This is a genomic window from Achromobacter spanius (genome assembly GCF_039673305.1).
In the GTDB taxonomy this organism is placed as follows: domain Bacteria; phylum Pseudomonadota; class Gammaproteobacteria; order Burkholderiales; family Burkholderiaceae_B; genus Achromobacter; species Achromobacter spanius_F.
This window is the reverse complement of record NZ_JBDJLJ010000077.1, coordinates 1-22,047: the sequence shown is the minus strand read 5'-3', so window position 1 is coordinate 22,047 and position 22,047 is coordinate 1. Positions and strand designations below refer to the sequence as shown.

At 61.4% G+C, this 22,047-nt stretch carries 20 protein-coding genes; 8 read left to right on the top strand and 12 right to left on the bottom strand.

Annotated elements, in window-relative coordinates; translation table 11 throughout:
* Together ABE485_RS29010 and lpdA are read left to right on the top strand one after the other, a co-directional pair.
* Positions 1–1,033: dihydrolipoyllysine-residue acetyltransferase (locus tag ABE485_RS29010; RefSeq protein ID WP_346518710.1), on the top strand; the 1,033-nt coding region annotated here is incomplete at its 5' end.
* A 12-nt stretch (positions 1,034–1,045) separates the two neighbouring features.
* The gene (lpdA, locus tag ABE485_RS29005) at positions 1,046–2,830 is read left to right on the top strand and encodes a dihydrolipoyl dehydrogenase (RefSeq protein WP_346518709.1); all 1,785 of its coding nucleotides are present in this window, start codon (positions 1,046–1,048) and stop codon (positions 2,828–2,830) included.
* Positions 2,831–2,992: 162 nt separating this feature from the next.
* Here lpdA and ABE485_RS29000 read toward each other — a convergent pair whose 3' ends face one another.
* From ABE485_RS29000 to ABE485_RS28945, 12 genes are all read right to left on the bottom strand, one after another.
* Positions 2,993–3,187 carry a putative motility protein gene (locus ABE485_RS29000; protein ID WP_008165610.1) on the bottom strand — a complete coding sequence of 65 codons (195 nt, stop codon included), beginning with the start codon at positions 3,185–3,187 and terminating at the stop codon, positions 2,993–2,995.
* A gap of 213 nt (positions 3,188–3,400) precedes the next feature.
* Positions 3,401–4,249: a hypothetical protein gene (locus tag ABE485_RS28995; RefSeq protein ID WP_346518708.1), complete on the bottom strand. Its 849-nt coding sequence runs from the start codon at positions 4,247–4,249 to the stop codon at positions 3,401–3,403.
* 270 nt (positions 4,250–4,519) lie between these two features.
* Positions 4,520–5,596 carry a class I SAM-dependent methyltransferase gene (locus tag ABE485_RS28990; RefSeq protein WP_346518707.1) on the bottom strand — a complete coding sequence of 359 codons (1,077 nt, stop codon included), beginning with the start codon at positions 5,594–5,596 and terminating at the stop codon, positions 4,520–4,522.
* Between the two features lie 2 nt (positions 5,597–5,598).
* On the bottom strand, positions 5,599–6,381 hold the full coding sequence (locus tag ABE485_RS28985; RefSeq protein ID WP_430795477.1) for a cephalosporin hydroxylase family protein: 783 nt from the start codon (positions 6,379–6,381) through the stop codon (positions 5,599–5,601).
* A gap of 2 nt (positions 6,382–6,383) precedes the next feature.
* Positions 6,384–7,262 (bottom strand): NAD-dependent epimerase/dehydratase family protein, encoded by an 879-nt coding sequence (locus tag ABE485_RS28980; protein ID WP_346518705.1) that lies wholly within the window; start codon positions 7,260–7,262, stop codon positions 6,384–6,386.
* A 62-nt stretch (positions 7,263–7,324) separates the two neighbouring features.
* Positions 7,325–7,882, bottom strand: coding sequence for a dTDP-4-dehydrorhamnose 3,5-epimerase family protein (locus tag ABE485_RS28975; RefSeq protein ID WP_346518704.1), 558 nt, complete (start codon positions 7,880–7,882; stop codon positions 7,325–7,327).
* Positions 7,879–8,949, bottom strand: coding sequence for a CDP-glucose 4,6-dehydratase (gene rfbG / locus ABE485_RS28970; RefSeq protein WP_346518703.1), 1,071 nt, complete (start codon positions 8,947–8,949; stop codon positions 7,879–7,881). Before rfbG ends, ABE485_RS28975 begins: the two co-directional genes overlap by 4 nt.
* Entirely contained in the window at positions 8,934–9,704 is a 771-nt protein-coding gene (rfbF, locus tag ABE485_RS28965) for a glucose-1-phosphate cytidylyltransferase (protein ID WP_346518702.1), read from the bottom strand. The genes rfbG and rfbF overlap by 16 nt, the downstream gene beginning before the upstream one ends.
* Complete coding sequence (locus tag ABE485_RS28960) at positions 9,701–13,126, bottom strand: methyltransferase domain-containing protein (protein ID WP_346518701.1); 3,426 nt, start codon at positions 13,124–13,126, stop codon at positions 9,701–9,703. The genes rfbF and ABE485_RS28960 overlap by 4 nt, the downstream gene beginning before the upstream one ends.
* Positions 13,127–13,334: 208 nt before the next feature.
* Positions 13,335–15,032, bottom strand: a complete 1,698-nt coding sequence (locus ABE485_RS28955; protein ID WP_346518700.1) for a flagellin — start codon at positions 15,030–15,032, stop codon at positions 13,335–13,337.
* Between the two features lie 225 nt (positions 15,033–15,257).
* On the bottom strand, positions 15,258–16,859 hold the full coding sequence (locus ABE485_RS28950; protein ID WP_346518699.1) for a class I SAM-dependent methyltransferase: 1,602 nt from the start codon (positions 16,857–16,859) through the stop codon (positions 15,258–15,260).
* A 165-nt stretch (positions 16,860–17,024) separates the two neighbouring features.
* Entirely contained in the window at positions 17,025–17,780 is a 756-nt protein-coding gene (locus ABE485_RS28945) for an RNA polymerase sigma factor FliA (RefSeq protein ID WP_346518698.1), read from the bottom strand.
* 429 nt (positions 17,781–18,209) lie between these two features.
* Between ABE485_RS28945 and flhD the strand changes: the two genes are divergently transcribed.
* From flhD to ABE485_RS28915, 6 genes are all read left to right on the top strand, one after another.
* Positions 18,210–18,533 carry a flagellar transcriptional regulator FlhD gene (flhD, locus tag ABE485_RS28940; RefSeq protein ID WP_006219025.1) on the top strand — a complete coding sequence of 108 codons (324 nt, stop codon included), beginning with the start codon at positions 18,210–18,212 and terminating at the stop codon, positions 18,531–18,533.
* A 32-nt stretch (positions 18,534–18,565) separates the two neighbouring features.
* The gene (gene flhC / locus ABE485_RS28935) at positions 18,566–19,147 is read left to right on the top strand and encodes a flagellar transcriptional regulator FlhC (RefSeq protein ID WP_346518697.1); all 582 of its coding nucleotides are present in this window, start codon (positions 18,566–18,568) and stop codon (positions 19,145–19,147) included.
* Between the two features lie 118 nt (positions 19,148–19,265).
* Positions 19,266–20,132 carry a flagellar motor stator protein MotA gene (motA, locus tag ABE485_RS28930; RefSeq protein WP_346518696.1) on the top strand — a complete coding sequence of 289 codons (867 nt, stop codon included), beginning with the start codon at positions 19,266–19,268 and terminating at the stop codon, positions 20,130–20,132.
* Between the two features lie 11 nt (positions 20,133–20,143).
* The gene (gene motB, locus ABE485_RS28925) at positions 20,144–21,133 is read left to right on the top strand and encodes a flagellar motor protein MotB (protein WP_346518695.1); all 990 of its coding nucleotides are present in this window, start codon (positions 20,144–20,146) and stop codon (positions 21,131–21,133) included.
* Positions 21,134–21,135: 2 nt separating this feature from the next.
* Positions 21,136–21,516 carry a response regulator gene (locus tag ABE485_RS28920; RefSeq protein ID WP_346518694.1) on the top strand — a complete coding sequence of 127 codons (381 nt, stop codon included), beginning with the start codon at positions 21,136–21,138 and terminating at the stop codon, positions 21,514–21,516.
* Between the two features lie 29 nt (positions 21,517–21,545).
* The coding region (locus tag ABE485_RS28915; protein ID WP_346518693.1) for an Hpt domain-containing protein at positions 21,546–22,047 on the top strand (502 nt) is incomplete at its 3' end.

Genomic DNA, 22,047 nt, shown 5'->3' with positions numbered 1-22,047 from the left:
CGCCAAGGCCGAGGCTGCCGCCGCACCCGCGGCCAAGGCCGAAGCCGCGCCCGCCGCGGCGCATGCCTCGCGCCCGGCGCCCGCCGCCGCGCTCGAAGACGCCAACCTCAAGCCCGGCCAGCTGCCGCACGCTTCGCCGTCGGTGCGCAAGTTCGCGCGCGAACTCGGCGTGAACCTCTCCAAGGTCAAGGGCTCCGGTCCCAAGGAACGCATCACCGCCGACGACGTGCGGGGTTTCGTCAAGCAGGCCCTGTCGGCCGCCCCGGCGGCCGCCGCCGGAGGCTCGGCCGACGGCGCCGCGCTGGGCCTCTTGCCGTGGCCGAAGGTCGACTTCACCAAGTTCGGCCCGATCGAAGCCAAGCCGCTGTCGCGCATCAAGAAGATTTCCGGCGCGAACCTGCACCGCAACTGGGTCATGATCCCGCACGTCACCAACAACGACGAAGCGGACATCACCGACCTGGAAGCGCTGCGCGTCACGCTGAACAAGGAAAACGAGAAGTCGGGCATCAAGGTCACGATGCTGGCCTTCCTGATCAAGGCCGTGGTCGCGGCCCTGAAGAAATTCCCCGAGTTCAACGCCTCGCTGGACGGCGACAACCTGGTGCTCAAGCAGTACTACCACATCGGCTTTGCCGCCGATACGCCCAACGGGCTGGTGGTGCCGGTGATCCGCGACGCCGACAAGAAGGGCATCCTGCAGATCGCGCAGGAAATGACCGACCTGTCCAAGAAGGCCCGCGACGGCAAGATCTCGCCCGCGGAAATGCAGGGCGGCTGCTTCTCGATCTCGTCCCTGGGCGGCATCGGCGGCACCTCGTTCACGCCGATCATCAACGCCCCTGAAGTCGCCATCCTGGGCGTGTCGCGCTCCGCGCACAAGCCCGTCTGGGACGGCAAGCAGTTCGTGCCGCGCCTGATCGTGCCGCTCTCGCTGTCCTACGACCACCGCGTCATCGACGGCGCCTCGGCCGCGCGCTTCAACGCCTATCTGGGCGCCTTGCTGGCCGACTTCCGCCGCATCGCGCTGTAAACGGGGAGCCCTATGAGCAATACCGTTCAAATCAAAGTGCCGGACATCGGCGACTTCAAGGAAGTGGAAGTCATTGAAGTGCTGGTGGCCGTGGGCGACACGATCAAGGCGGAACAGAGCCTGATCACGGTCGAATCCGACAAGGCCTCGATGGAAATCCCCGCGTCGCAGGGCGGCGTGGTCAAGTCCATCGCCGTGAAGGTCGGCGACAAGGTTGCCGAAGGCGCGGTTGTGTTGGAAGTCGAAGGGGCCGACGCGGGCGCCGCGAAGCAAGAGGCCCCCAAGGCCGACGCCAAGCCCGCCGCCAAGGAAGAAGCCAAGCAGGCCGAAGCGCCCGCCGCCAAGGCCGCAGCGCCCGCCGCCGCGACCTACAGCGGTTCGGCCGACGCCGAATACGACATGCTGGTGCTGGGCGCGGGCCCTGGCGGCTATTCCGCCGCCTTCCGCGCCGCCGACCTGGGCCTGTCCGTGGTCCTGGTGGAACGCTACAGCACGCTGGGCGGCGTCTGCCTGAACGTGGGCTGCATCCCGTCCAAGGCGCTGCTGCACAACGCCGCCATCATCGACGAGGCGCGCGAACTGGCCGCCCACGGCATCAGCTTCGGCGAGCCCAAGATCGACCTGGACAAGCTGCGCGGCTACAAGGACAGCGTGGTCGCCAAGCTGACCGGCGGCCTGGCCGGCATGGCCAAGGCGCGCAAGGTCACCGTGGTGACGGGCGTGGGCGAATTCGCCGACGCCAATCACCTGACGGTCAAGGGCGCGGACGGCAAGTCCCAGACGCTGCGCTTCAAGCAGGCCATCATCGCCGCCGGCAGCCAGTCGGTGAAGCTGCCGTTCCTGCCCGAAGACGATCGCATCGTCGACTCCACCGGCGCGCTGCTGCTGCGTGAAGTGCCCAAGAAGATGCTCATCATCGGCGGCGGCATCATCGGCCTGGAAATGGGCACGGTGTACTCCACGCTGGGCGCGCGCCTGGACGTGGTGGAAATGCTGGACGGCCTGATGCAGGGCGCCGACCGCGACCTGGTCAAGGTCTGGCAGAAGAAGAACGCCTACCGCTTCGACAACATCATGTTGAAGACCAAGACCGTGGGCGCCGAAGCCAAAAAGGACGGCATCTACGTCAGCTTCGAAGGCGAGGGCGCTCCCAAGGAACCGCAGCGCTACGACCTGGTCCTGCAGGCCGTGGGCCGCAGCCCCAACGGCAAGAAGATCGGCGCCGACAAGGCGGGCATCGCCGTGACCGACCGCGGTTTCATCGAGGTCGATCGCCAGATGCGCACCAACGTGCCGCACATCTACGCCATCGGCGACATCGTCGGCCAGCCCATGCTCGCCCACAAGGCCGTGCATGAAGGCCACGTGGCAGCCGAAGCCGCCGCCGGCCAGAAGTCCTTCTTCGACGCGCGTGTCATCCCGTCGGTGGCCTACACCGATCCGGAAGTGGCGTGGGTCGGCCTGACCGAAGACGATGCCAAGAAGCAGGGCATCAAGATCGAGAAGGGCGTGTTCCCGTGGGCCGCCTCCGGCCGCGCCATCGCCAATGGCCGCGACGAAGGCTTCACCAAGCTGATCTTCGACGCGGAAACGCATCGCATCCTGGGCGGCAGCATCGTGGGCACCCACGCTGGCGACCTGATCAGCGAACTGGCCCTGGCCGTGGAAATGGGCGCCGACGTCGTCGACATCGCCAAGACCATCCACCCGCACCCGACCCTGGGCGAATCGGTGGGCATGGCCGCGGAAGTCGCCGAAGGCGTCTGCACCGACCTGCCGCCGATGAAAAAGAAGTAACGCGCCGCGGCTTGCCGCGAATGCAGCAAAAAGCGCTGGCCCTTTCCAAGGGGCCGGCGCTTTTTTTTGCGGCCGGCCGGACATGGAGGCCGACCGGGCACGAAAAAGCCGCCCGTCGGGCGGCTCTTGTCCTCATCCGCGCAGTTGCCTGCGCAGCGGGCCTCAGGCGTGCGTGTTGATGCGCGAACCCAGCGTGCCGTCGATGGCCAGCACCGGCAGCGACTGCATCAGCGTCGCGACCGAATCGGCCTGCGCGTTGATCGCCTTCTTCATCACGGTGGCCTGCACCTCTTGCATGACGTTCACGTCGCGCAGGGCCAGGGCGGAGTTGACGGTGTTGTTGACGGATGCATCCATGGTCTGAAAGTCCTGGTGATGTGAGGCCGGGCTGAGGCCGAAGTAGACGGCATTATGGGGCACGCCATCGCAATGATGCAAAACATTTCGCAATGATTGCCCGCTGCGGTGCATTGTGGCCGGTGTTCATGGCGGGCTTGTGACATTTGAAGAGCGGCTCTTGCCATTGCCTCCTCACTCAAAGGCACCGATGTGGGGTGTCTGAAACCCGCGCTAAGGCTGCGCCGGGCATTCCTTGACGGCGCCCCAGCCCTGGTTGGGTTCGCAAAACTGCTTGCGGGCCGTCCAGGCGCAATCGGGGCGTTCGAAGAATCCCAGTTCCGCGCAGCGGGCGAGTTCTTCCCTGAGGGCGCCCACCCAGGCAAGCGGATCCGGCGCGGCGATCTCGGTGATGCGCAGGGTGGAGTGGGGGCCTGTGGATTCGGCGTGCGATTCGGCGGGGGACGCAGGCGCGGCGGCTGCGGGGGCACTGGCAGCCGTCGGCGAGGACGCGGCTGCCGCCGCGGGTTGGGCCGCCGGTTGCTCGGGCTGCTGTGTCGCCGGGCTGGACTCCGGTTCGGCAGCGGGCGGAGCTGGCTCCTGGGCAGGCGCCACGGCTTGTTCCAGAACCGGATCGGCCCCGGGCGGCAGGGGCGGCGCCGGCACCAGCGGCACGCGCACGGGACCGGCGGCCGTGGCGCCGGACATCGTGGCGTTCGGCGAACTCCAGGACACCACCAGCAGCACCAGGGCGCCGTAGATCGCCAGGGTGTACAGCACCGTCAAGGTGGCATAGCCCACGCGCCGGCGCGTGATGGGCGTGGAGGCGTCGTCACGGCCGATCAGGCTGCGCCATCCCACCAGCGCCGCGCCGGGGGCGGAAATCAGGCCCCAGCACAGGCGGCGGAACAGGCCTGGTTGTTGCTGCGGCAGCGCGGCTTGCACCTGCGCGGCCAGCAGCTCGCGCAATGCGCGGTTCTCTTCGCGCAGACGCAAGGTCTGCGTATCCACCGGCGCCTCAGTGTCTGGATCCGGAATGCTGTCGTGCTGCGTAGCGAGTGGATCGGGGGGCGTGGCGGTCATGTTGTGAAAAATACAGTTACAAAATCATGCAACAGCGATTATGAAGCAATTGTCTGAACTCCAAAAGAGGAACAGCAAGCAAAAATGGCGCCTTGGCCCGAATTCGGGATGGTCAAGCCGTATCTTGGCGGACTTGCGCTTGCGCTCCGGCCGACGCACCCGCCATACCATCGGAAATATGGCCAGCCGATAGAGGCCCTCCCGCAGACCCTGCATCCGTGAGAGTGAAGAGGCAGGGGCCTGGTCGAGACAGGTTCTCGCGGTCGACGTTCAGATGCATTCCACACGCAACCCAGCCAGCCCTGCTTCTTCCAATTGCTGCCGAATCTCCGCAGCATAATTGGGGTTGCAGATCAACAGCAGGTCTTGGTCAGTCACCGTCGAAAAAAAGGTTTCCGGCGAATGAATGGGAACGAGGGATCCCGGGAGGAATTTGCCGGATTTTGCTGGGTTGATGTCGATGGCGAAAGCGATCCGATTCCTGGGCCGACCGAGGCGCAAGTAGTGCAGCAAAAACATGCAGCCTTTGGTGGCAGCTCCCCAGATGAAGATGCGCGACGACTCTTTCAGGCCCGTCGAAATAGTGTCGATCCGGTTGGCTAAATCCGGGAATAGCGAATTGAAGTCCAGCATCTCCCATGTCTCGTCCCGATAGGCTTCACCAAAAGCGGAAGAAACTTCCTTCAACGGGGCGATCACGAATTGGTACTGTTCTTCGAAAAGCCGTCCTTGCAGGCGGACGCGGTCATCGAACAATTGAGCTAATGCTGTCGTGGAGAAGTAATTCACGTGCTCATAAGTAACGTCGAAGAATGCCTGGTTGGCCAAGATCCAATCCAGGCTTGGCACTTCCACGTACACCAAGGCGTCGCCAAAGATCTTGCGCAGCAATTGCAGAAATTCATGCGGTCTCTGAATATGCTCCAGAACGTGTCGCAGGACGACGAGATCCGCATCGATGCGGTCCTCGTCGTCGAGATAGCGTTTTTCGATTCTGGGACTGTTGCCTTCGTAGGTTGCGTCGTAGCCGTAGGCCTGGAAATGACCGTCCCCAATGGCAAGCTCCAGGAAGTCCCCCTTGCCGCAGCCGACTTCGACCAACTTGCTGCCCGCGGGAAGTTGCGCCTTCAGCAGCTCCAGCACGGACCTCATGTGATCCTGAAACTTCGGGGAGTGCGCCTGGCTGTTCTGGTAATTGTCGTCGTACACGGCGATCGACGGGTCGAATTCGCCGTTTTCGACAAAGTCCAGCCGTTCATTGCGACGCAACGACATCAGTCCGAAAGACTGTTCGCCTTCCGCCTCGACAGGGCAGTTCGGCACGGTGGGCACGCGCAGGACGGACATTGTTATTTTCTACGCAAGAAGCCGCTGGGCGCGACGGTGATCAGCAGCTGGTCTTCGATCTGACGGTCGATTTCAAATGCCAACGGTTGGCCATCGGCGGCGGTCAGCGCGCCGGACTCCAACTGTTTCATGTACTCGAATACCGCAGTTTTCGGGTTGTTCGACTTGCCCCACGGACGAGGCGGACCGACGTCTTCCGGCAGGTCCTCCACGATGGTGTCGAACACGACGCAGTAGCTGTTCGGGGACACCAACGGGGCATACAGCTTAAGTTCTTCAAGCACATGGTCGTGCGTATGGTTGCTGTCCAGGCAGACAAGGATCCGCTTGTGGCCTTCAGCACGCTTTCTGACTTGAGAGATCGTCTCGGCGGAGACGCTCGATCCCTGGATCATTTCGATGCGTTTGGACATCGGATGGGCCAGGATGGCGTCCATGTTGTGCTGCCGGATGTCAATATCGATGCCGAGTACCTTGGCATCGGGATTGCCGCCGCATGCGGCTATAAGCTCGAGCATGCTTGCGTAGAAGATGATCGAGCCGCCGCGGGCGATGCCGGTTTCGATCACCAGGTCAGGCTGGATGTTCCATAGCAGCTGCTGCACACCGACCATGTCCTGGGGGTGCTGGATGATCGGACGTCCGAGCCACTCAAAGTGATACGAGTACTTGAATGCAGCGGCCTTGGCCACCCATTTCGATGTCAGGTCTCGAAGTTCGGGATCGGATCCTTGCTGCTTGATTTCTTCCTGGCATTCAGACCTGAATGCTTGATGATCGTCCATGTTCATTCCTTGTTGTTTGCTCCCCAGAATGCCATCGGCTCATAGTCTGGGTAAGGGTAATATCCGAGTTCAAGTTCCATCTTCGCGCCAAGGTGCCGGATCCGTTCCTCGACCAGCCGTCGTATGGAAATCGGGATCGAACTGCATACATGGCTCGGACCCTGGCCAGGGCTTTCCAACTGCGTAACGAGACCTGCAGCGACCTTCTCAACAGGAAGGTAATCGCGCAGTTGCTCGCCACCGCTCATTCGGAAACTGGAATCACCCCGGCCGATCGCCGTGTCAAGCTGGGCTAGGACGGAACGGGGGTTCTGGCCGTTTCCGTACATATAAAAGAGGCGCACCCACTTCAGCCGGAAGTGCTGCGCATGTTGCAGGTGCTTGAGCTGTTGGTGCAGCATGTGTTTGGCGGCCGCATACGGCAACACGGGTTGCGGTTCGACGTCGGGACTGATTGGGCCGTACCTATGGCCGTATTCCAGGCATGTGCCCGCGACGAGAACGGTCTGTACGCCGTGTTCCACCATGTGCTTAATGAAGCGGTAGTTGGACGGCAAATGGGCTTCCAGATGATCCAAGGCTCGGAAGTCTGTCAAATCCGACCAGGCAAGGTGCATCAGGCTTGACCCGGGCGCAGGTATGAAACGGGCGCCATCCCGCAATATGTCGATTTCGTGAAAGTCGACATGCTCGTACCACGCATGTTGCCGGGCCTTCTCTTTGCTACGCCCCAGCGCCACGACGGTGTATCCGCGTTCCAGCAGCAAGGGAACAACATGGCGTCCGATGAATCCCGTAGCGCCGCTTACGATAATTGGACCGCCATTCATCGAGTGATGTGAAGTGGGCGATCCAGCGTCAGGAACAGGTATTGCGGTCATGAGCAGTGGCAGATTTTGGCGAAGATCGGGATAGCCATGGGCAGTCGGGTTACAACATTGCTTCAGACGACGATTCCCGAGAATCCGGCTTCAATCATCGGGTGCTTCTGGTCACGGTCGGAAATGACCGTGGGCGGCAGCGGCCATTCGATGCTGACCTGTTCGTCGCGGTAGAGAACGCCTCCCTCCGACCCGGGCACATAGGGCGCGGAGTTGCAATACACGATTTCGGAATCGTCTTCCAACGATTGAAAGCCGTGTGCAAACCCTTCGGGCACCAGCAGCGCACGCCCGTTTTCCGGGGACAGTATTTCCGCGTGCCAGTGCATGAATGTGGGCGAGCCGGTTCTCAGATCAATCGCGACATCCCAGATCTTTCCGCGTATGCAACTGACCAGTTTCATCTCAGCGTAGGGCGGAAGCTGGTAATGCATGCCGCGTATGGTTCCTGCCGTCCGCGTGTGCGTGTGATTGATTTGTTCGATGGGACGATTCCATCCACATTCGCGCAGATCCGCTGCGTCGAAAAGACGTACGAGAAATCCTCGTTCGTCGCGATGAGGGCGGCGCTCCACGATTTTCAGCCCCGCTATGGGTGTGTCCAGAATGTGCATGCTCATGTTTTTGCCACGTAGTCTCGTATGTCCGCCAGGCAAAGCTCAAGTGGGTTGGCTCCATCCGCGAACTGCCTGTACCAGCGAATGCTGCGCGCGACCGCGGCCGGCAGATCCCAGCGTTCGCGCACTTTGAGCACGCTCCTCGAAAGCGAGGGGTCCAGCAGCAACAAGCCGGCTTCGTGAGGGCCTTGCGCCACCTCGGCGTAGTCCACGCTGCCCCGGCCGTAGGATTTCAATGCCAGATCCACCACTGTGCGAACGCTCGCGGTTGCGCCGGCGTCAGGCCCAAAGTTGTAGCTGCCGGCAAGTTCTGGGGATTCCCACAGCGTTTCCGCGAGGCGCAGATAGCCTGCCACCGGCTCCAGCACATGCTGCCATGGACGGACCGCGTCTGGACGCCTGACGTGCAGGCAGTCGCCGCTCTGCCACGCTCGGATAGCGTCGGGCAAGATCCTGTCGGCTGACCAGTCGCCGCCTCCGATTACATTGCCGGCACGGGCGCTGGCCACCGCAACGCCTTGCGCGCCGAGGAATGCGTCCCGGTAGGAAGAGATAACAATTTCGCTTGCCGCTTTGCTGGCGCTGTACGGATCGTGACCGCCGAGTTCGTCGCACTCACGGTACGGATAGCTCCACTCCCGGTTCCGGTAAACCTTGTCGGTTGTCACCATGACGACAGCCTTCGCGGTGCCTGCCGTGCGCAATGCCTCGAGAACGTTGACGGTGCCCATGACGTTGACGGCATATGTACTTGCCGGGTCGGCATAGCTGGTTCGCACCAATGCCTGAGCAGCCAAATGCAGCACAATATCCGGCCGAACCTGCCGCACCTTGTCTGTCAGGTCGGAACCGTTCCGCACGTCCAGGTATGTGCTGTCGATGAGGCTGCCAATACCGGCTGCCTCATACAAATTGGGGCGGGTGGCCGGGGGCAGGGCGATGCCCGTGACATGTGCGCCCATCTCGTGCAGCCACAATGCAAGCCAGCTGCCCTTAAAGCCCGTATGACCGGTCAGGAGGACACGCTTTCCGCGCCAGAATTCCGGGCTGGGGGTTACCAGATCTTCCATGGGGCGTTACCGGTGTTCCACAGGGATTCAAGCAAATTCTTTTCGCGCAGGGTGTCCATGGGCTGCCAGAATCCCAGATGTTCGTATGCGTGAAGCTGGCCGTCGCGGCTTAAGGCCTCGAGCGGGGTCGTTTCCCAAGTGCTCGCGTCGTCTTCGATAAGAGAGAGCACACTGGGCGAAAGCACAAAAAATCCGCCGTTGATCAGTCCGCCATCTCCACGCGGCTTCTCCGTAAATCCGGTGACTTGCGACCCGTTGCACTTCAGGGCGCCGTAACGGCCTGGGGGGCGCACAGCGGTCACGGTAGCCGCTTTGCCATGGTCGTTATGGAATGCGATCAGCTTGCTGATATCTATATCGGCGACACCGTCGCCGTAAGTGAAGCAGAAGGCCTTCTCGTCCTTTACATAGTCCGCGACGCGCTTGAGACGGCCTCCTGTCATGGTGTTCTCGCCCGTGTCCACAAGCGTGACTCGCCATGGCTCGGCTTTTCGCTGATGCACTTCCATGCGGTTGTCGGCCATGTCGAACGTGACGTCGGACATATGCAGGAAGTAGTTGGCGAAGTACTCCTTGATCATGTAGCCCTTGTAGCCGCAGCAAATCACGAAGTCATTCACGCCGTGGGCGGAGTAGGTCTTCATGATGTGCCACAGGATGGGCCTGCCGCCGATTTCTATCATCGGCTTGGGACGAGTGTGGGTTTCTTCGGAGATCCGGGTGCCGAGGCCGCCGGCCAGGATGATTGCTTTCATTTCTGGTTTTCGCACCAATTCTTGAACATGCCTTGAATGGCGGATTCAAAGTCGCGCGTGAAGCCGACTTCGTCCATCAAGACGCTTTCTTGGACCTGCTGGCGAAGTCCGCGACGTATTTTTGCGAGGTGCGGAAGGTCAGAAGCGAGTGCCACGACTTTGTCGATGTACTCTTTTTCGCTGTGCGCAATCCAATCATCGCATCCGGCTGCGGCCAGCAATGAACCTCCAATACGTCCAACTCCTGGCCTGCCAGCGAGCGTGACATAGGGCACTCCCATATATAGCGATTCGACCAGTGTGGTACCCGAATTATGGGGAAAACAATCCAGAGCGATGTCCGACTCACGCAGCACATCCCAGGGGGGGGTGCGGAAGTCGATATGCAACCGATGCCCTGGAATGCCCGCGTCAGCAAACTTCGCGGCGAGGGCTAGGCGCATTGCTCCATCTATATAGCTGGCGCTGTCGATCACCAAGCGGGCGTTAGGAAGGCGGTGGAGAATTTCGGACCAGACGCGGATGGTGTGATGGTTGATGCGGATGGCTCGGGTCAGGGTTACCAGCGTTATATGGCCATTATCGAGGGCGGGCAGTGCGCTAACCTCACCCATTCCAGGGTGAGGGCGATACACGAGGTTGCTGCGAAGCCGCCAGGGCTGCTCTGAGAAGGCCTCCTCCGTTCCCGGCGGAGCCATCGCGGTGTCCGTCAGGATGTAGTCAATAGCACTCAACCCCGTCGTGTAGACATAGCCCAGCCAGGTTGCCGACACCGGTGCCGGCTTACGCGCGAATGCGCCCAGGCGATTTCCGTTCGTATGTCCGGCAATATCGATCAGGACATCAATACCATCCGAGCGAATGCGCTCGGCAAGCTCCGTATCGTTCATACCCGCTGTGGGTATCCAGCTATCGAAGTGACGTTTCAGACGGCGTGTGATGTCATCCTCTGCGCGCAGCTCTGCATAGCCATACAATTCGAAGCATGAGCGGTCGGCATGCTCAAGAAGGGGTTCGACAAACCGATTCGCCGCGTGCTGACGAAAATCAGGTGATACGTAGCCGATCTTGAGTTTGCGTTTCAGGTCTTTTGAATTGGAGTGCAACTTCCACTTGCTGCGAAGCGGTTGGTAGAGTTGGCGATCGCATTCCTGATAGCTTTGATAAACCTGCGCAGCAGTCTTGTCAGGAGAATAGTTGGCGGCGAAGAGCAGATTGTCGTAACTTGCGGCGTTCTGAAATGTGTCTACCGCCGCTCTAGCAGCTGTTTCCGCAGCCTCGATCTCTCCTGCGTCGATAAGAACTTTGCATAGGTTCACCCGCGATTTCCTGTGCGCGGGATCGTGCCTAAGCGCGGCTTCATAGGCTTGACGCGCTTCGTAATAGCGATGCTCCGCGCTCAGGGCGTCGCCAAGCGCAGAGTAGGCTTCAACGTTGCGGGGCGACAGGTCGACCGCACGACGGGCAGCGCTGATGGCTTCGGAGGTTCGCAGCAAGCGCGACAGGCTGACGCTGAGCAACATGAACGAGCGCGAGTCCGCAGGCGCGTGCTGCAGCATGCGTAATGCGGACTGCAATGCCTCTTCCAGTCGGTTGGCATTGAACAGACTGGCGGTAAGGACTTCCCAGGCATCGATGAAACCGGGTACGAGCTGGATCAGGCGGCGGGCAATTGGCTCGGCCTGTCGGAGATCCTGCTGGCCCGCCAACTCCTGCATCCGATTCGCCTGACTCAATAGGGCGGGTGGAAGAGAAATCTCCCTGGTGTCGGTGCAGAGTATGCCTGCCTCCAGGTTGTGGCGGGCGAGAGCGCTGACATATAGACCGCAGTAGGGAGCTCTACCGCCGCTGTCGCTGAGTCCTTCCCTCAGCAGCTTTATCCAGGCGTTCAACGAGCCACATACGAGCGCGTGGCGTCGCAGCAAATATAGCAACTCGGTGATTTCGGATGTGCCCGCCTGCAGGCCGGAAGCCAAAACCTCGTTAACGGTTCCTGTGGCCAAATCTGCCAATGAGCATCCGTCAGCGATCTTCGCTGCCATTTCCGTCTGCCCGACGGAGAGGTGGAGGTCAACGGGCTCATGCCAGAGATTGAAGCCGGGGATGGCCGACGACTCTGGGCTGGCGAGCGATGGCACGCATCCAAGCAGATGGCTGACGGAGCCCTTTGCTTCGTCGTAGGGGCTCAAATCAAGGCTGTAATGGACGACATCATGCTCAAGTAGTGTTCTGAGGCAGCCGTCGAGGATTCTCTTGCCGCTCGCGTCGTCCAAGTCTTCGCGGAGCTTCAGGACGTCCAATAGGGTGCCGTAAGTCAGAGACCCAGGCCAAACATGGGCAAGGGTATTCACTACCGTTTGGGTTGCGCCGTCCGCAATAGTGATGCCTCGGTTGAGGTGATTCACGTAGGTGGCGCTGCCATCTCGGCGATAGCCTGCCAGCCGGTGCAGACCACTCGCCCAGCGCAAGTCCTTCATTCGTTCCAGGTCTGGACTGGACCGGAGCTCAGCACTGCGTGAGATCGGCACCAACAGGGTTTGGCGGAAGCCGCGGCTGGTGGCAAAGTCCAGGTATTGTTGTTTGAGCGTGGCCGGCTGGCCGAATGTAAGGAGGCTGTTTGACAGGGATACGCCCTGGCCAAAGGTCAAGCCAATTTCCGATAGCGGTTGGGCGTCGCCCGCATAGGCAAGGCCAGCTGCAGTTGCACGGCCAGCGAATTCGACGAAGTAGCAGGCGGATCCGGCCAGGGCGGCGGGTGGCGGAGAACCATCGGGGGCGTCCAACTGTGCCCCAATTCGCCGCGCGATTACATCCAGAGCCTGGCTCATGGGGTTCACCCCAGCCAAGCCGTCGCTGAACAGCTTCAGGGCCTCCTTGGCGCTTGTCTTGACCTCGGCTTCAGTCTGGGCGGAATGGGCGTGCAGCAGAATGGCGTCGCGGACGATTTCCTGGGCTTTGGCACCAGGATATACGTGGTAGTCGATGTACAACACGCCCATGGGCGACAGTCGCCGGCCGCAGTACTCCAGCAAGGCCTGGGCCGCGTCTGGTTGGAGGTAACTATACAAACCGGTGACTATGATGTAGTCGAACTCTCCCAGACCTTCATCCAGGGAAGCATAGTCACGACAAAGCAATTCCACATTGTCTAGCTTCAGGAGGCGGACTGCTTCGCGGCCCTGGGCGAGTAGCGTCTCAGAGGCCTCGATACCCACGACTCGCGAACCGGGGTAGGCGGAGGCGAAAGGTAAAAGTCCCTCAGCCCTTCCACAACCTATCGCGAGAATGCGGGCAGTGGAGAGACCGGCGGTGGTCAGTCCGTAGAGATGGGCTGTAGCCCGAAGATGCCGGGGGGAGTGGCAGGGAGCCAGATGGCCGGGATCGGCTTGGGTCTGACGGTGAATGTAGGCCGAATTCGACATGTTCGCGGGTGGTAGGCGCTACTGCGCACGTTGGTATGTCGAAATTCTAAGCAGCGCGCTACGGGGTCATTTGCTGGATCAGCATCGGAATTCGCCGCCAGTTTGAATAAAAAAACCCGCCGAAGCGGGTTTTTGTTTCTGTTCCGAGCTGGATGCAGCTCGGAACAGAAGCTGGAGGGGAAAGCAGGGCTTTCCCGTGTTCAGCGAATTAACGCAGGAGCGACAGCACCGTTTGCGGCACTTGGTTGGCTTGCGCCAGAACCGAGGTGCCAGCCTGTTGCAGGATCTGAGCCTTGGACATGTTCGACACTTCCGTGGCGTAGTCGGCGTCTTGAATACGCGAACGAGCGTTGGAGAGGTTGTTGACCACGTTGTTCAGGTTGGCGATCGTCGATTCCAGACGGTTCTGCACAGCACCCAGTTCGCCGGTCAGCTTGTCCAGCTTCGTGAAGGCGGCGTCCAGCGTCTTCAGCGGATCGGTGGTCAGCGTGCCCTTGCTGGTGTCTTCCGTGGTCAGCTTGCCCGAGCTGCTGACCTTGGCTTCTGCGCCGACCTTCGGAGCGTAGTCGCCAGTGCCCGTGCCGCTCTTGACCGTGGTCTTGCCCGTGTTGGGGTCAACCGTGTAGATCGTGGTGTACGTCTGGGTCGTGGTGAACGTGCCCTTGTCGTCAACGTACGTGTTGGTCGAGTTGCCGGCGTTGAATGCGAGCGTGGCGCTGGTGATGCCGGAACCGATCTTGATGGTCACGTCGCCCGAGGTGGTGTTGGCCTTAGCGGTCGCCAGCAGCGCATCGGAAGCGATGGTGTTGGTGAACGACAGCGAGTTGGCGGTACCGGTGTTGGAGTACGTCTTGCCGCCGATCGAAACCGACGACGAGCCGGCGGCGCCGGTGTTGGCGCCAGCGGCTTGCAGGACGCTGTCCAGCGTGGCAGCGGTGGCGCTGGCGCTGTTGGTCGTCAGGTTGCCTGCAGCGTCCAGGTAGGCGGCTTGACCACCGACGGTGACCTTGCCGGTAGCGTCGACTTCGAACTCGGTCGCAGCGGTGCCGTTGCTGTGGGTGTAGGTGGCGGTCGTCGTGCCGGTAGCCGGGCGCAGCGAGGTCGCCAGGGTGGTGATGGCCGCAGAGGTCGAAGCCGTCTTGTCGGTGAACGTGAAGTTCTTGTTTGCGGCGTCGTACGTGTAGGTGGTGCCGGTCGACGTGGTGCCGATCGTGACCGTGTTGCCGTTCTCCAGTTTGGCGAACGTTTGGTCAGCGGTAGCGGCGGCGTGCGTCGTCGTAACCTTCCAGTCATTGGCGCCGGTGGAGGAGGTAACGCCGCCAGCAGCTTGCAGATCCGACACGGTGGCCGAACGGTTCTGGGTCACGCCCGAGCCGTTGACGTTGAAGCCGTCCAGACCCAGCGTCTTGACGCTGATTTCCGACAGGTTCAGGGTGATCGTTTCGCCGTCGTTGGCGCCGACTTGCAGCGTCAGGGGCTTAGCCGAATCCGACAGAACCTTCACGCCGTTGAAGTCGGTTTGTTGCGAGATGCGATCGATGTCCGACAGGCGCTGGTTGATTTCGTCTTGCATCGAGTTCAGCTGTTCTTGCGAGTAGCTGCCGTTGGCGGCTTGCACGGACAGTTCGCGAACGCGTTGCAGGTGGGTGTTGACTTCGGAGGCGGCGCCTTCCGTCGTCTGGGCCAGCGAGATGCCGTCGTTGGCGTTACGAGCGGCTTGGGTCAGGCCCTTGACGTTCGCGGTGAAGCGGTTGGCAATGGCCATACCGGCGGCGTCGTCCTTGGCGCTGTTGATGCGCAGGCCCGACGACAGGCGCTCGATGGCGGTGCCCAGGGAGGATTGGGACTTGTTCAGGTTGTTCTGAGCAACGAGCGACAAGTAGTTGGTATTGATGACTGCAGCCATGTTTAGGCTCCCAAGAGAGAAAGGCTTCTTCAAACCGGGCAGCGGGGCCGCCCATCTTTGTAACGGGAAGAATTCGTTGACTTGTGTCTTCGAATTTCTCCGTTGCCAGGATTACGGCAGTCGCAAATCAATCTTTAGGCTTTTTTTTTGGCAATCGTAAATATGCTGTTGAGAGGCAGGCTTCTACCCGTTCCCATAGCGAGGAAATGGCAGGGCGCTGTCCCCTCAGTTCAGCAAGAGGCCATTGCGGCGCAATTTGGTTAGGAGGGCGCTAAGAAACTCGCGGGCCACCGGTTCCAGATTGCGGGCTCCTTTATAGGATTGGCCATTTGGATGGGAGTGCAGGCCAGTCATCAACATATCGCGCGCGGCATTGCACAATTCGTTCGTGGTACTGCTGCCGTCCATCAGGTCCATGATGTGTCGGCTTAGCGCATCGGCGGGCGGCGTCAACCCTTGGTGCCAGAGGTTGTTCATGCTCACCTGGCAGCCTGGCTTGGTGACTTCGGACAGCAGGTTCCGAGCGCCCGCGATGAGTTCGGGTTTGGATTGCGGCGTTTGGTATGAAGATGGTTCCAAGCGGTAATGGAGGGTGTTGGACTGTACTAGCGCAATGATGTGAGCTAGTAGCGCGGAGGAGATTTCTTCGGGTGTTGTCGTTGGCCTGTTCGTACCTACGGCGTCACGAATTGCTGCAAATGGTACCGATCGCGGCCAGGATTCGCCCAGCAAGTCCATCAGAATGTGCGCGACGGGGTCGCTTGATCTCAATGTGGCGCCGGATGCGGTAAGGTATTGCCGCTGCTTGGCAAGGGCGCCGGTCGCGGGCAAGGGGAGCAAGTCGGCGGCGAGGAACATGCCCTCAAATGCGCAGCCTTCCGGCTGATCCAGGATGGCGTCCGCGCGCTCAGTGTGGACCAGCAGGCTCTTGCGGAAGGAACGCCCCACGGCGAAGTCCAAATACTGTTCGCGCATTTCGCGTCCCGCATTAACGGCCAGCCCGTTCAATCCGTGCGCCACTTTCGAGCTGTACGTCGATGGGAAAGACAGGTGAGGCTCAGCGTCTGCGAGATAAGCCAGGCCGGCTTGTTGCGCAGCTGCTGCGAATTCGAGGAAGTAGCAGGGGGTGTTGATCGCTTCCAGGTATTCGTGGAGTAAGTAGTGGTCGCTCTGACCGCGCAGCTTCCGGGCGGTATGCTGCAGCGCCGACTGCAAGGGATTGTTTTCCCACAGGCCATTCTCAATCAGCTCCAGGATGTCCTTGGCACGGGCAAGCTTCTCCTGCGGCGTCTGGGCACCGAAGCTGTTCAGCATCATGGCGTCACGGATGACATCTGACCCCTTCCAGCCCGGGTAGATGTTGTAGCTGACGTAGGCGATGCCTTCAGGCGACAGGTTGGTCCTGCAGATGCGGAAGATGGCGTCGCGCACGTCGGGCGGCACCCAGCTGAACACCCCGTGGCAAATGATGTAGTCGAACGTGCCGAAGTCGGGGGTGATCTCGGTCAGGCTCATCGCGCGCAGATCCAGATTGCGGGCGCCGGCGGCCTCGGCCACGCGCTGGCCGGCTTCGATCTGCTGGGGCGACAGGTCGATCCCGACGACCTGCGCGTCGGGATAGGCCAGCGCGAACGGCAGCAGGTTGCCGCCCGCAGCGCAGCCTAGTTCCAGGATGCGGGCGCTCTCCAGTGCGGGCGCTGCTATGCCATACAGGCAGGCGACCGCGCGCAGGTTGCCGGGCGCCGTGTATGAAATGGGCAGGGAAATATAAGGGGTTTCGTCGTAGGCGTCAGAGATGGCCTGCGTCAAGCGGTCGGGTGCGCTCATGGCGAAATTCCGGGGAGGGGCGTGGTGCGCTGAGCCGTCGTCGAACGGCTCGCCGCGCACGCGTTGTGGGCTGGTTTGAAAGGCTAGCAGTCCCGCAGCGCGCCGGAAGTCCTGAACAAGGTCCGATTTTCCCCCGATTCCACTGGCGCGGCGGACTGCCAACACTCAAATAATCTGCGCGATCTGCCCCTCCTGGGGCAGAGCATGCCAGGCCTGATCCTTCAGCCTGGCGCGGATCCGCGCTGTCGCCTGCGACCGCAGCTGGCAAACCCGCGCCTCGGTCACATTCATGATCGCGCCGATTTCCTTCAGATTCAGCCCTTGCTCGTAGCACAGCGACAACAGCAGCTTTTCGCGGTCGGGCAGGGCATCGATGGCGTGGACCAGGGCCTGGCGGAAGTCCCCGGCCAGCAGCGAGTCCAGTGGGTTCCCGCCGGCCGAGCCGTGGTTCAGGGTCGCGGACCAGTCGGCCTGGCCGGCGGCTGAATCGGGTTCGGTCGTGAAATCTTCATAGTGGACGATCTGCACGCCTTGGGCGTCGTGCAGGAGCGTCTGGTAGTCGCCCAGCGGAATATCGAGCTGGGCGGCGATTTCGGCTTCGGTGGGCGCGCGCATCAAACGCTGTTCCAGGAACTGGATCGCCTGTTCGATCTTGCGGGCCTTGGTGCGCACGCTGCGGGGCAGCCAATCCTGGCCGCGCAGCTCGTCGAGCATCGCGCCTCGGATGCGGGTGGTGGCGTAGGTCTCGAACTGGGCGTCGGCGGTTTCCTGGTAACGGCGAACGGCGTCGAGCAGGCCGATCATGCCGGCCTGTATCAGGTCGTCGAGTTCAACGCTGGCGGGAAGCCGGGCGAGCAATTGCAGGGCCAGCTTCCGCACTAGCGGCGCATATTCGACCAGGCTGTCATCTGCGTGGGGCATTGCGGGAATGTCTGGCGGTGTCCATCGTGAGGCATTGTCGGTTGTTGTCAATTTGCGACATTGTCGACAAGCGCGGCTACGGTAACGCGGGCGAATCTTGGTGGTCGGCAAGATGCCATTGTCGGCACTGGGGGGTGTTTCATTCGAGGAAGTACGCAACGTTTTGAATGCTTATTTGCCAAATTGACGAAAATTTGTCACTTACTTCTATGTCAAGGTGTATCTAGAACCGCACGTTGCGCAACATCAACAAAGATTTGTCATATAAGTCATAGAAAATGACATGACCTGTGGTAAATTTTACTTAAATTGCGAACAAATGATACATTTCGCATTAAAACAGGATGCAGCGGGCGAACGAACAACAAAACGTTGTTTGCGCTCTTGGTAATCAAGCCCCTCGGGTGGGATAGGGATAGGGAGTACGGCGTGCAACAAGTCGAAAATTCATTGTTGGCAGACATTCGCGAAGTGAATCTGTCATATCTGTTACTTGCTCAACGTATGTTGCGCGATGACTACGCGGCATCGATGTTCCGCCTGGGGTTCAGCAACGAAGTTGCCGACATCCTCATGCGCCTGTCGCCGGCGCAACTGGTGAAACTGGCCAGCTCCAGCTCGCTGCTGTGCCGTTTCCGCTTTGACGACTACAGCCTGCTGTCGGCGCTGACCCACGATGTCCTGGGTGGCGCGCTGCAACAAGCGCACGCAACCATCCTGTTGGCCAAGCAACCCGTCGAAGAATTGGCCTGACGGCCTGTGAATTCCACTCGGACATACCTGTAATGGCCTCCAAGAGCGTTTCTCAGGAAGCGGATGACATCCTGCTTGCCAGCTCCATGATCACCCTGGGCGCGCGGCTGCAGGTGCTGGAGGCTGAAACCAGCCTCAGCCACGACCGCCTCGCCCGCCTGTATCGCGAAATACGCGGCTGCTCGCCACCCAAGGGCATGCTGCCGTTTTCGGTCGACTGGTTCATGACCTGGCTGCCGAACATCCATTCCTCGCTCTTCTATAACGTGTATTCGTTCCTGAATACGCGCACCACCAGCAAGGGCATACGCGCCACGATCGACGCCTATCGCCTGTATCTGGAAAATGCCGGGCACGATGCCTCCGAATCCGCCGAGCCGGTCCTGAGCTTCACGCGGGCCTGGATGCTGGTGCGGTTCTTCGACAGCGGCATGCTGCAACTGTCCGCCTGCCGCCAGTGCGGCGGCCATTTCATCGCCCACGCGCACGATCCCCAGTCGGATTTCGTGTGCGCCATTTGCCGGCCGCCACCCCGCGCCGGCAAGACCCGCGCGGCCGCCAAAGCGCGCGCCGGCAGCCGCGGCGCTCCCGTCGCGGACGTCGCCCGGCCCTGATCGGGCGTCCAAATACATCAAAAGCCCTGGAAAACTCCCCCTAACCCGCCTTTTTGGGTCGGGGGGGACAGGGGATCATTGACGCCAGTTTTTCAGACTTCGTTGGCAGGGGCCGGATGTGTTGATTGTTATCGGTTTTCTCGTGGTGATCGTGGCGGTCGTCGGCAGCTTCGTAGGGCTGGGCGGCCACCTTGGCGCGCTATACCAGCCTTTTGAGCTGACGCTGATCTTCGGCGCGGCCTTTGGGGCGTTCCTGGCTGGCAACAGCAAGAAATCGCTGATGCTGGTCAAGAAGGCGCTGCCCGACGCGCTCAAGAGCTCGCGCTATGGCAAGGACGTCTACATGGAGCTGATGGCGCTCCTGTATGTGCTGCTGAACAAGGCGCGCCGCGAAGGCCTGATGGCCATCGAATCCCATATCGAGGATCCGGGCTCCAGTCCGATCTTCAGCGAATATCCCCGCATCGCCAAAGACGCGAAGCTCATGGAGTTCATCACGGACTACCTGCGCATCATGATCAGCGGCAACATGAGCTCGTTCGAGATCGAAACGCTCATGGACGAGGAAATCGAGACCTACCGCCATGAGCGGCACGTTCCGGCCCACGCCCTGCAGCAGATGGCCGACGGCCTGCCTGCCTTCGGTATCGTGGCCGCGGTGCTGGGCGTGATCAAGGCGCTGGCCGCCGTGGACCAGCCGCCCGCGATTCTGGGCGACCTGATCTCCAAGGCCATGGTCGGCACGTTCCTGGGCATTCTGCTGGCCTACGGCTTCGTGGGTCCGCTGGCCTCGCGTATCGAGCGCCGCACCGACGAAGCCGTGAAGGTGCTGGAATGCATCAAGACGACGCTGCTGGCCAGCATGAACGGCTACCCGCCCCAGCTGGCGGTGGAATTCGGCCGCAAGGTGCTGTTCTCGTCCGTGCGTCCGACCTTCGGTGAGCTGGAAGAGCACGTCCGGCAGACCAAGACCGGCAAGGCCTGACGGAGCGGGCAATGAGCACGGTAAACAATCACCGTGTGGTGATCCGCCGCAAGAAGGTCAAGGGCGGCGGACATCACGGGGGCAGCTGGAAGATCGCATACGCCGACTTCATCACGGCCATGATGGCGTTCTTCCTGGTGATGTGGCTCGTCAGCGTCGTGCCGCGAGAGGAACTCAAGGGAATCGCGGAGTACTTCCGCATGCCCCTGCGCGTGGCCATCACGGGCGGCCCCAGCAGCTCCGCGGAGACCAGCGCGGTGCCGGGCGGCGGCAGCGATCCCTTGCGCAGCGACGGCGACGTGCGGCGCGGGCAGGGCAACCGGGTTGAATCCCAGCCCATGGGCGACGCCGAGCGCCGCGAGCAGCATCGCCTGGAAAACCTCAAGAAGCGCCTGGAAAACGTCATCGAGACCAGCCCGGTCCTGAAGAGTTTCCGGCCGCAGTTGCTGATCGACCTGACCACCGAAGGGCTGCGCATCCAGATCATCGACAACCAGAACCGTCCGATGTTCGCCACCGGCCGCGCGGAAGTGCAGCCGTACATGCGCGACATCCTGCGCGAGCTGGGGCCGGTCCTGAACGAATTGCCCAACAAGGTCAGCATCTCGGGCCACACGGACGCGTCGCAGTATGCGCGCGGCGAACGGGCCTACAGCAACTGGGAGCTGTCGGCCGACCGGGCCAACGCCTCCCGCCAGGAACTGGTGGCCGGCGGCATGAACGAAAGCAAGGTCATGCGCATCCAGGGGCTGTCGTCCAGCATGAGCCTGGTTAAAGATGATCCGTATGCGGCCGTTAATAGACGCATCAGCCTTGTGGTGCTCAATCAGAGCACCCAGAAGCGCATCGAAAACGAAAACGCCGCAGCCGCGGACGTTAGCGCCAAGGATGCGCGCGAGGTGGGAACGGCAGTGCAGGCGGTGCAAGCCGCGGGGCAGGCCGTAACGGCAACCAAGCAGGGCGAGGTGGAGAGCACCCCGCCCGCTGAAGGGGTTCGATAGCAATGGCGGCAACGATACTCGTGGCGGACGACTCTGCAACGATGCGGATGATCGTACAGGCGACGCTGATTGGCGCGGGTTGGAAGGTTTTGACGGCCTGCAACGGCCAGGAAGCGCTGGAAGTGGCCAAGGCCAATCCGGTCGACCTGGTGGTCAGCGACTGGAACATGCCCGTCAAGGGCGGCCTGGAGCTGATCCAGGGTTTGCGCGAAGAGGACCGGTACATGGATGTGCCGGTGCTGGTGCTGACCACCGAGGACGACGTGGACAGCAAGATGGCAGCCCGGGATCTGGGCGTGTGCGGCTGGCTTTCCAAGCCGGTGGATCCCGATGTGCTGGTGGAATTGGCGACCGAACTGCTCGACGAGCAGGCCGGCGCATAAGCAGGTTCATTTAGGAAGGCGTACGGGCCATGAGTTCTGGTTTGGATCTCAGTCAGTTTTACGAGACCTTTTTCGACGAGGCGGACGAGCTGCTTGCGCAAATGGAGCAGCTGTTGCTGGAGCTCGATGTGGGTGCGCCCGACATCGAGCAGCTCAACGCCATTTTCCGGGCCGCCCACTCGATCAAGGGCGGCGCGGCGACGTTCGGCTGTTTCACGCAGCTGGCCGGCACGACCCATCTGCTCGAAAACCTTCTGGACGCGATCCGTCGCGGCGAAATGTCGCTGCGCACGGACATGATTGATATTTTCTTGGAAACGAAAGACGTGCTCAAAAGCCAACTGGATGCCTATCGGGCCTCCGAAGAGCCCGATGATGCCGTGTTTGAGCGTATCTGCGCCGTGTTGAGGCAGCTTGCGCTGGAGCATAAGGATCCGGCCGCGGCGGCAGCCCCGGCGCCCGCGCCCGCAGCGCCGGCCGCGGCGCCGGCTCCGGCTCCCGCCCCGGTGCAGCAGGCGCCCGAGCCCGTCC

Bases quoted from the DNA above. Each gene is read 5' to 3' on its own strand.
- lpdA (WP_346518709.1), top strand. From the start codon at position 1,046: ATGAGCAATACCGTTCAAATCAAAGTGCCGGACATCGGCGACTTCAAG.
- ABE485_RS29000 (WP_008165610.1), bottom strand. From the start codon at position 3,187: ATGGATGCATCCGTCAACAACACCGTCAACTCCGCCCTGGCCCTGCGC.
- ABE485_RS28995 (WP_346518708.1), bottom strand. From the start codon at position 4,249: ATGACCGCCACGCCCCCCGATCCACTCGCTACGCAGCACGACAGCATT.
- ABE485_RS28990 (WP_346518707.1), bottom strand. From the start codon at position 5,596: ATGTCCGTCCTGCGCGTGCCCACCGTGCCGAACTGCCCTGTCGAGGCG.
- ABE485_RS28985 (WP_430795477.1), bottom strand. From the start codon at position 6,381: ATGGACGATCATCAAGCATTCAGGTCTGAATGCCAGGAAGAAATCAAG.
- ABE485_RS28980 (WP_346518705.1), bottom strand. From the start codon at position 7,262: ATGACCGCAATACCTGTTCCTGACGCTGGATCGCCCACTTCACATCAC.
- ABE485_RS28975 (WP_346518704.1), bottom strand. From the start codon at position 7,882: ATGAGCATGCACATTCTGGACACACCCATAGCGGGGCTGAAAATCGTG.
- rfbG (WP_346518703.1), bottom strand. From the start codon at position 8,949: ATGGAAGATCTGGTAACCCCCAGCCCGGAATTCTGGCGCGGAAAGCGT.
- rfbF (WP_346518702.1), bottom strand. From the start codon at position 9,704: ATGAAAGCAATCATCCTGGCCGGCGGCCTCGGCACCCGGATCTCCGAA.
- ABE485_RS28960 (WP_346518701.1), bottom strand. From the start codon at position 13,126: ATGTCGAATTCGGCCTACATTCACCGTCAGACCCAAGCCGATCCCGGC.
- ABE485_RS28955 (WP_346518700.1), bottom strand. From the start codon at position 15,032: ATGGCTGCAGTCATCAATACCAACTACTTGTCGCTCGTTGCTCAGAAC.
- ABE485_RS28950 (WP_346518699.1), bottom strand. From the start codon at position 16,859: ATGAGCGCACCCGACCGCTTGACGCAGGCCATCTCTGACGCCTACGAC.
- ABE485_RS28945 (WP_346518698.1), bottom strand. From the start codon at position 17,780: ATGCCCCACGCAGATGACAGCCTGGTCGAATATGCGCCGCTAGTGCGG.
- flhC (WP_346518697.1), top strand. From the start codon at position 18,566: ATGGCCTCCAAGAGCGTTTCTCAGGAAGCGGATGACATCCTGCTTGCC.
- motB (WP_346518695.1), top strand. From the start codon at position 20,144: ATGAGCACGGTAAACAATCACCGTGTGGTGATCCGCCGCAAGAAGGTC.
- ABE485_RS28920 (WP_346518694.1), top strand. From the start codon at position 21,136: ATGGCGGCAACGATACTCGTGGCGGACGACTCTGCAACGATGCGGATG.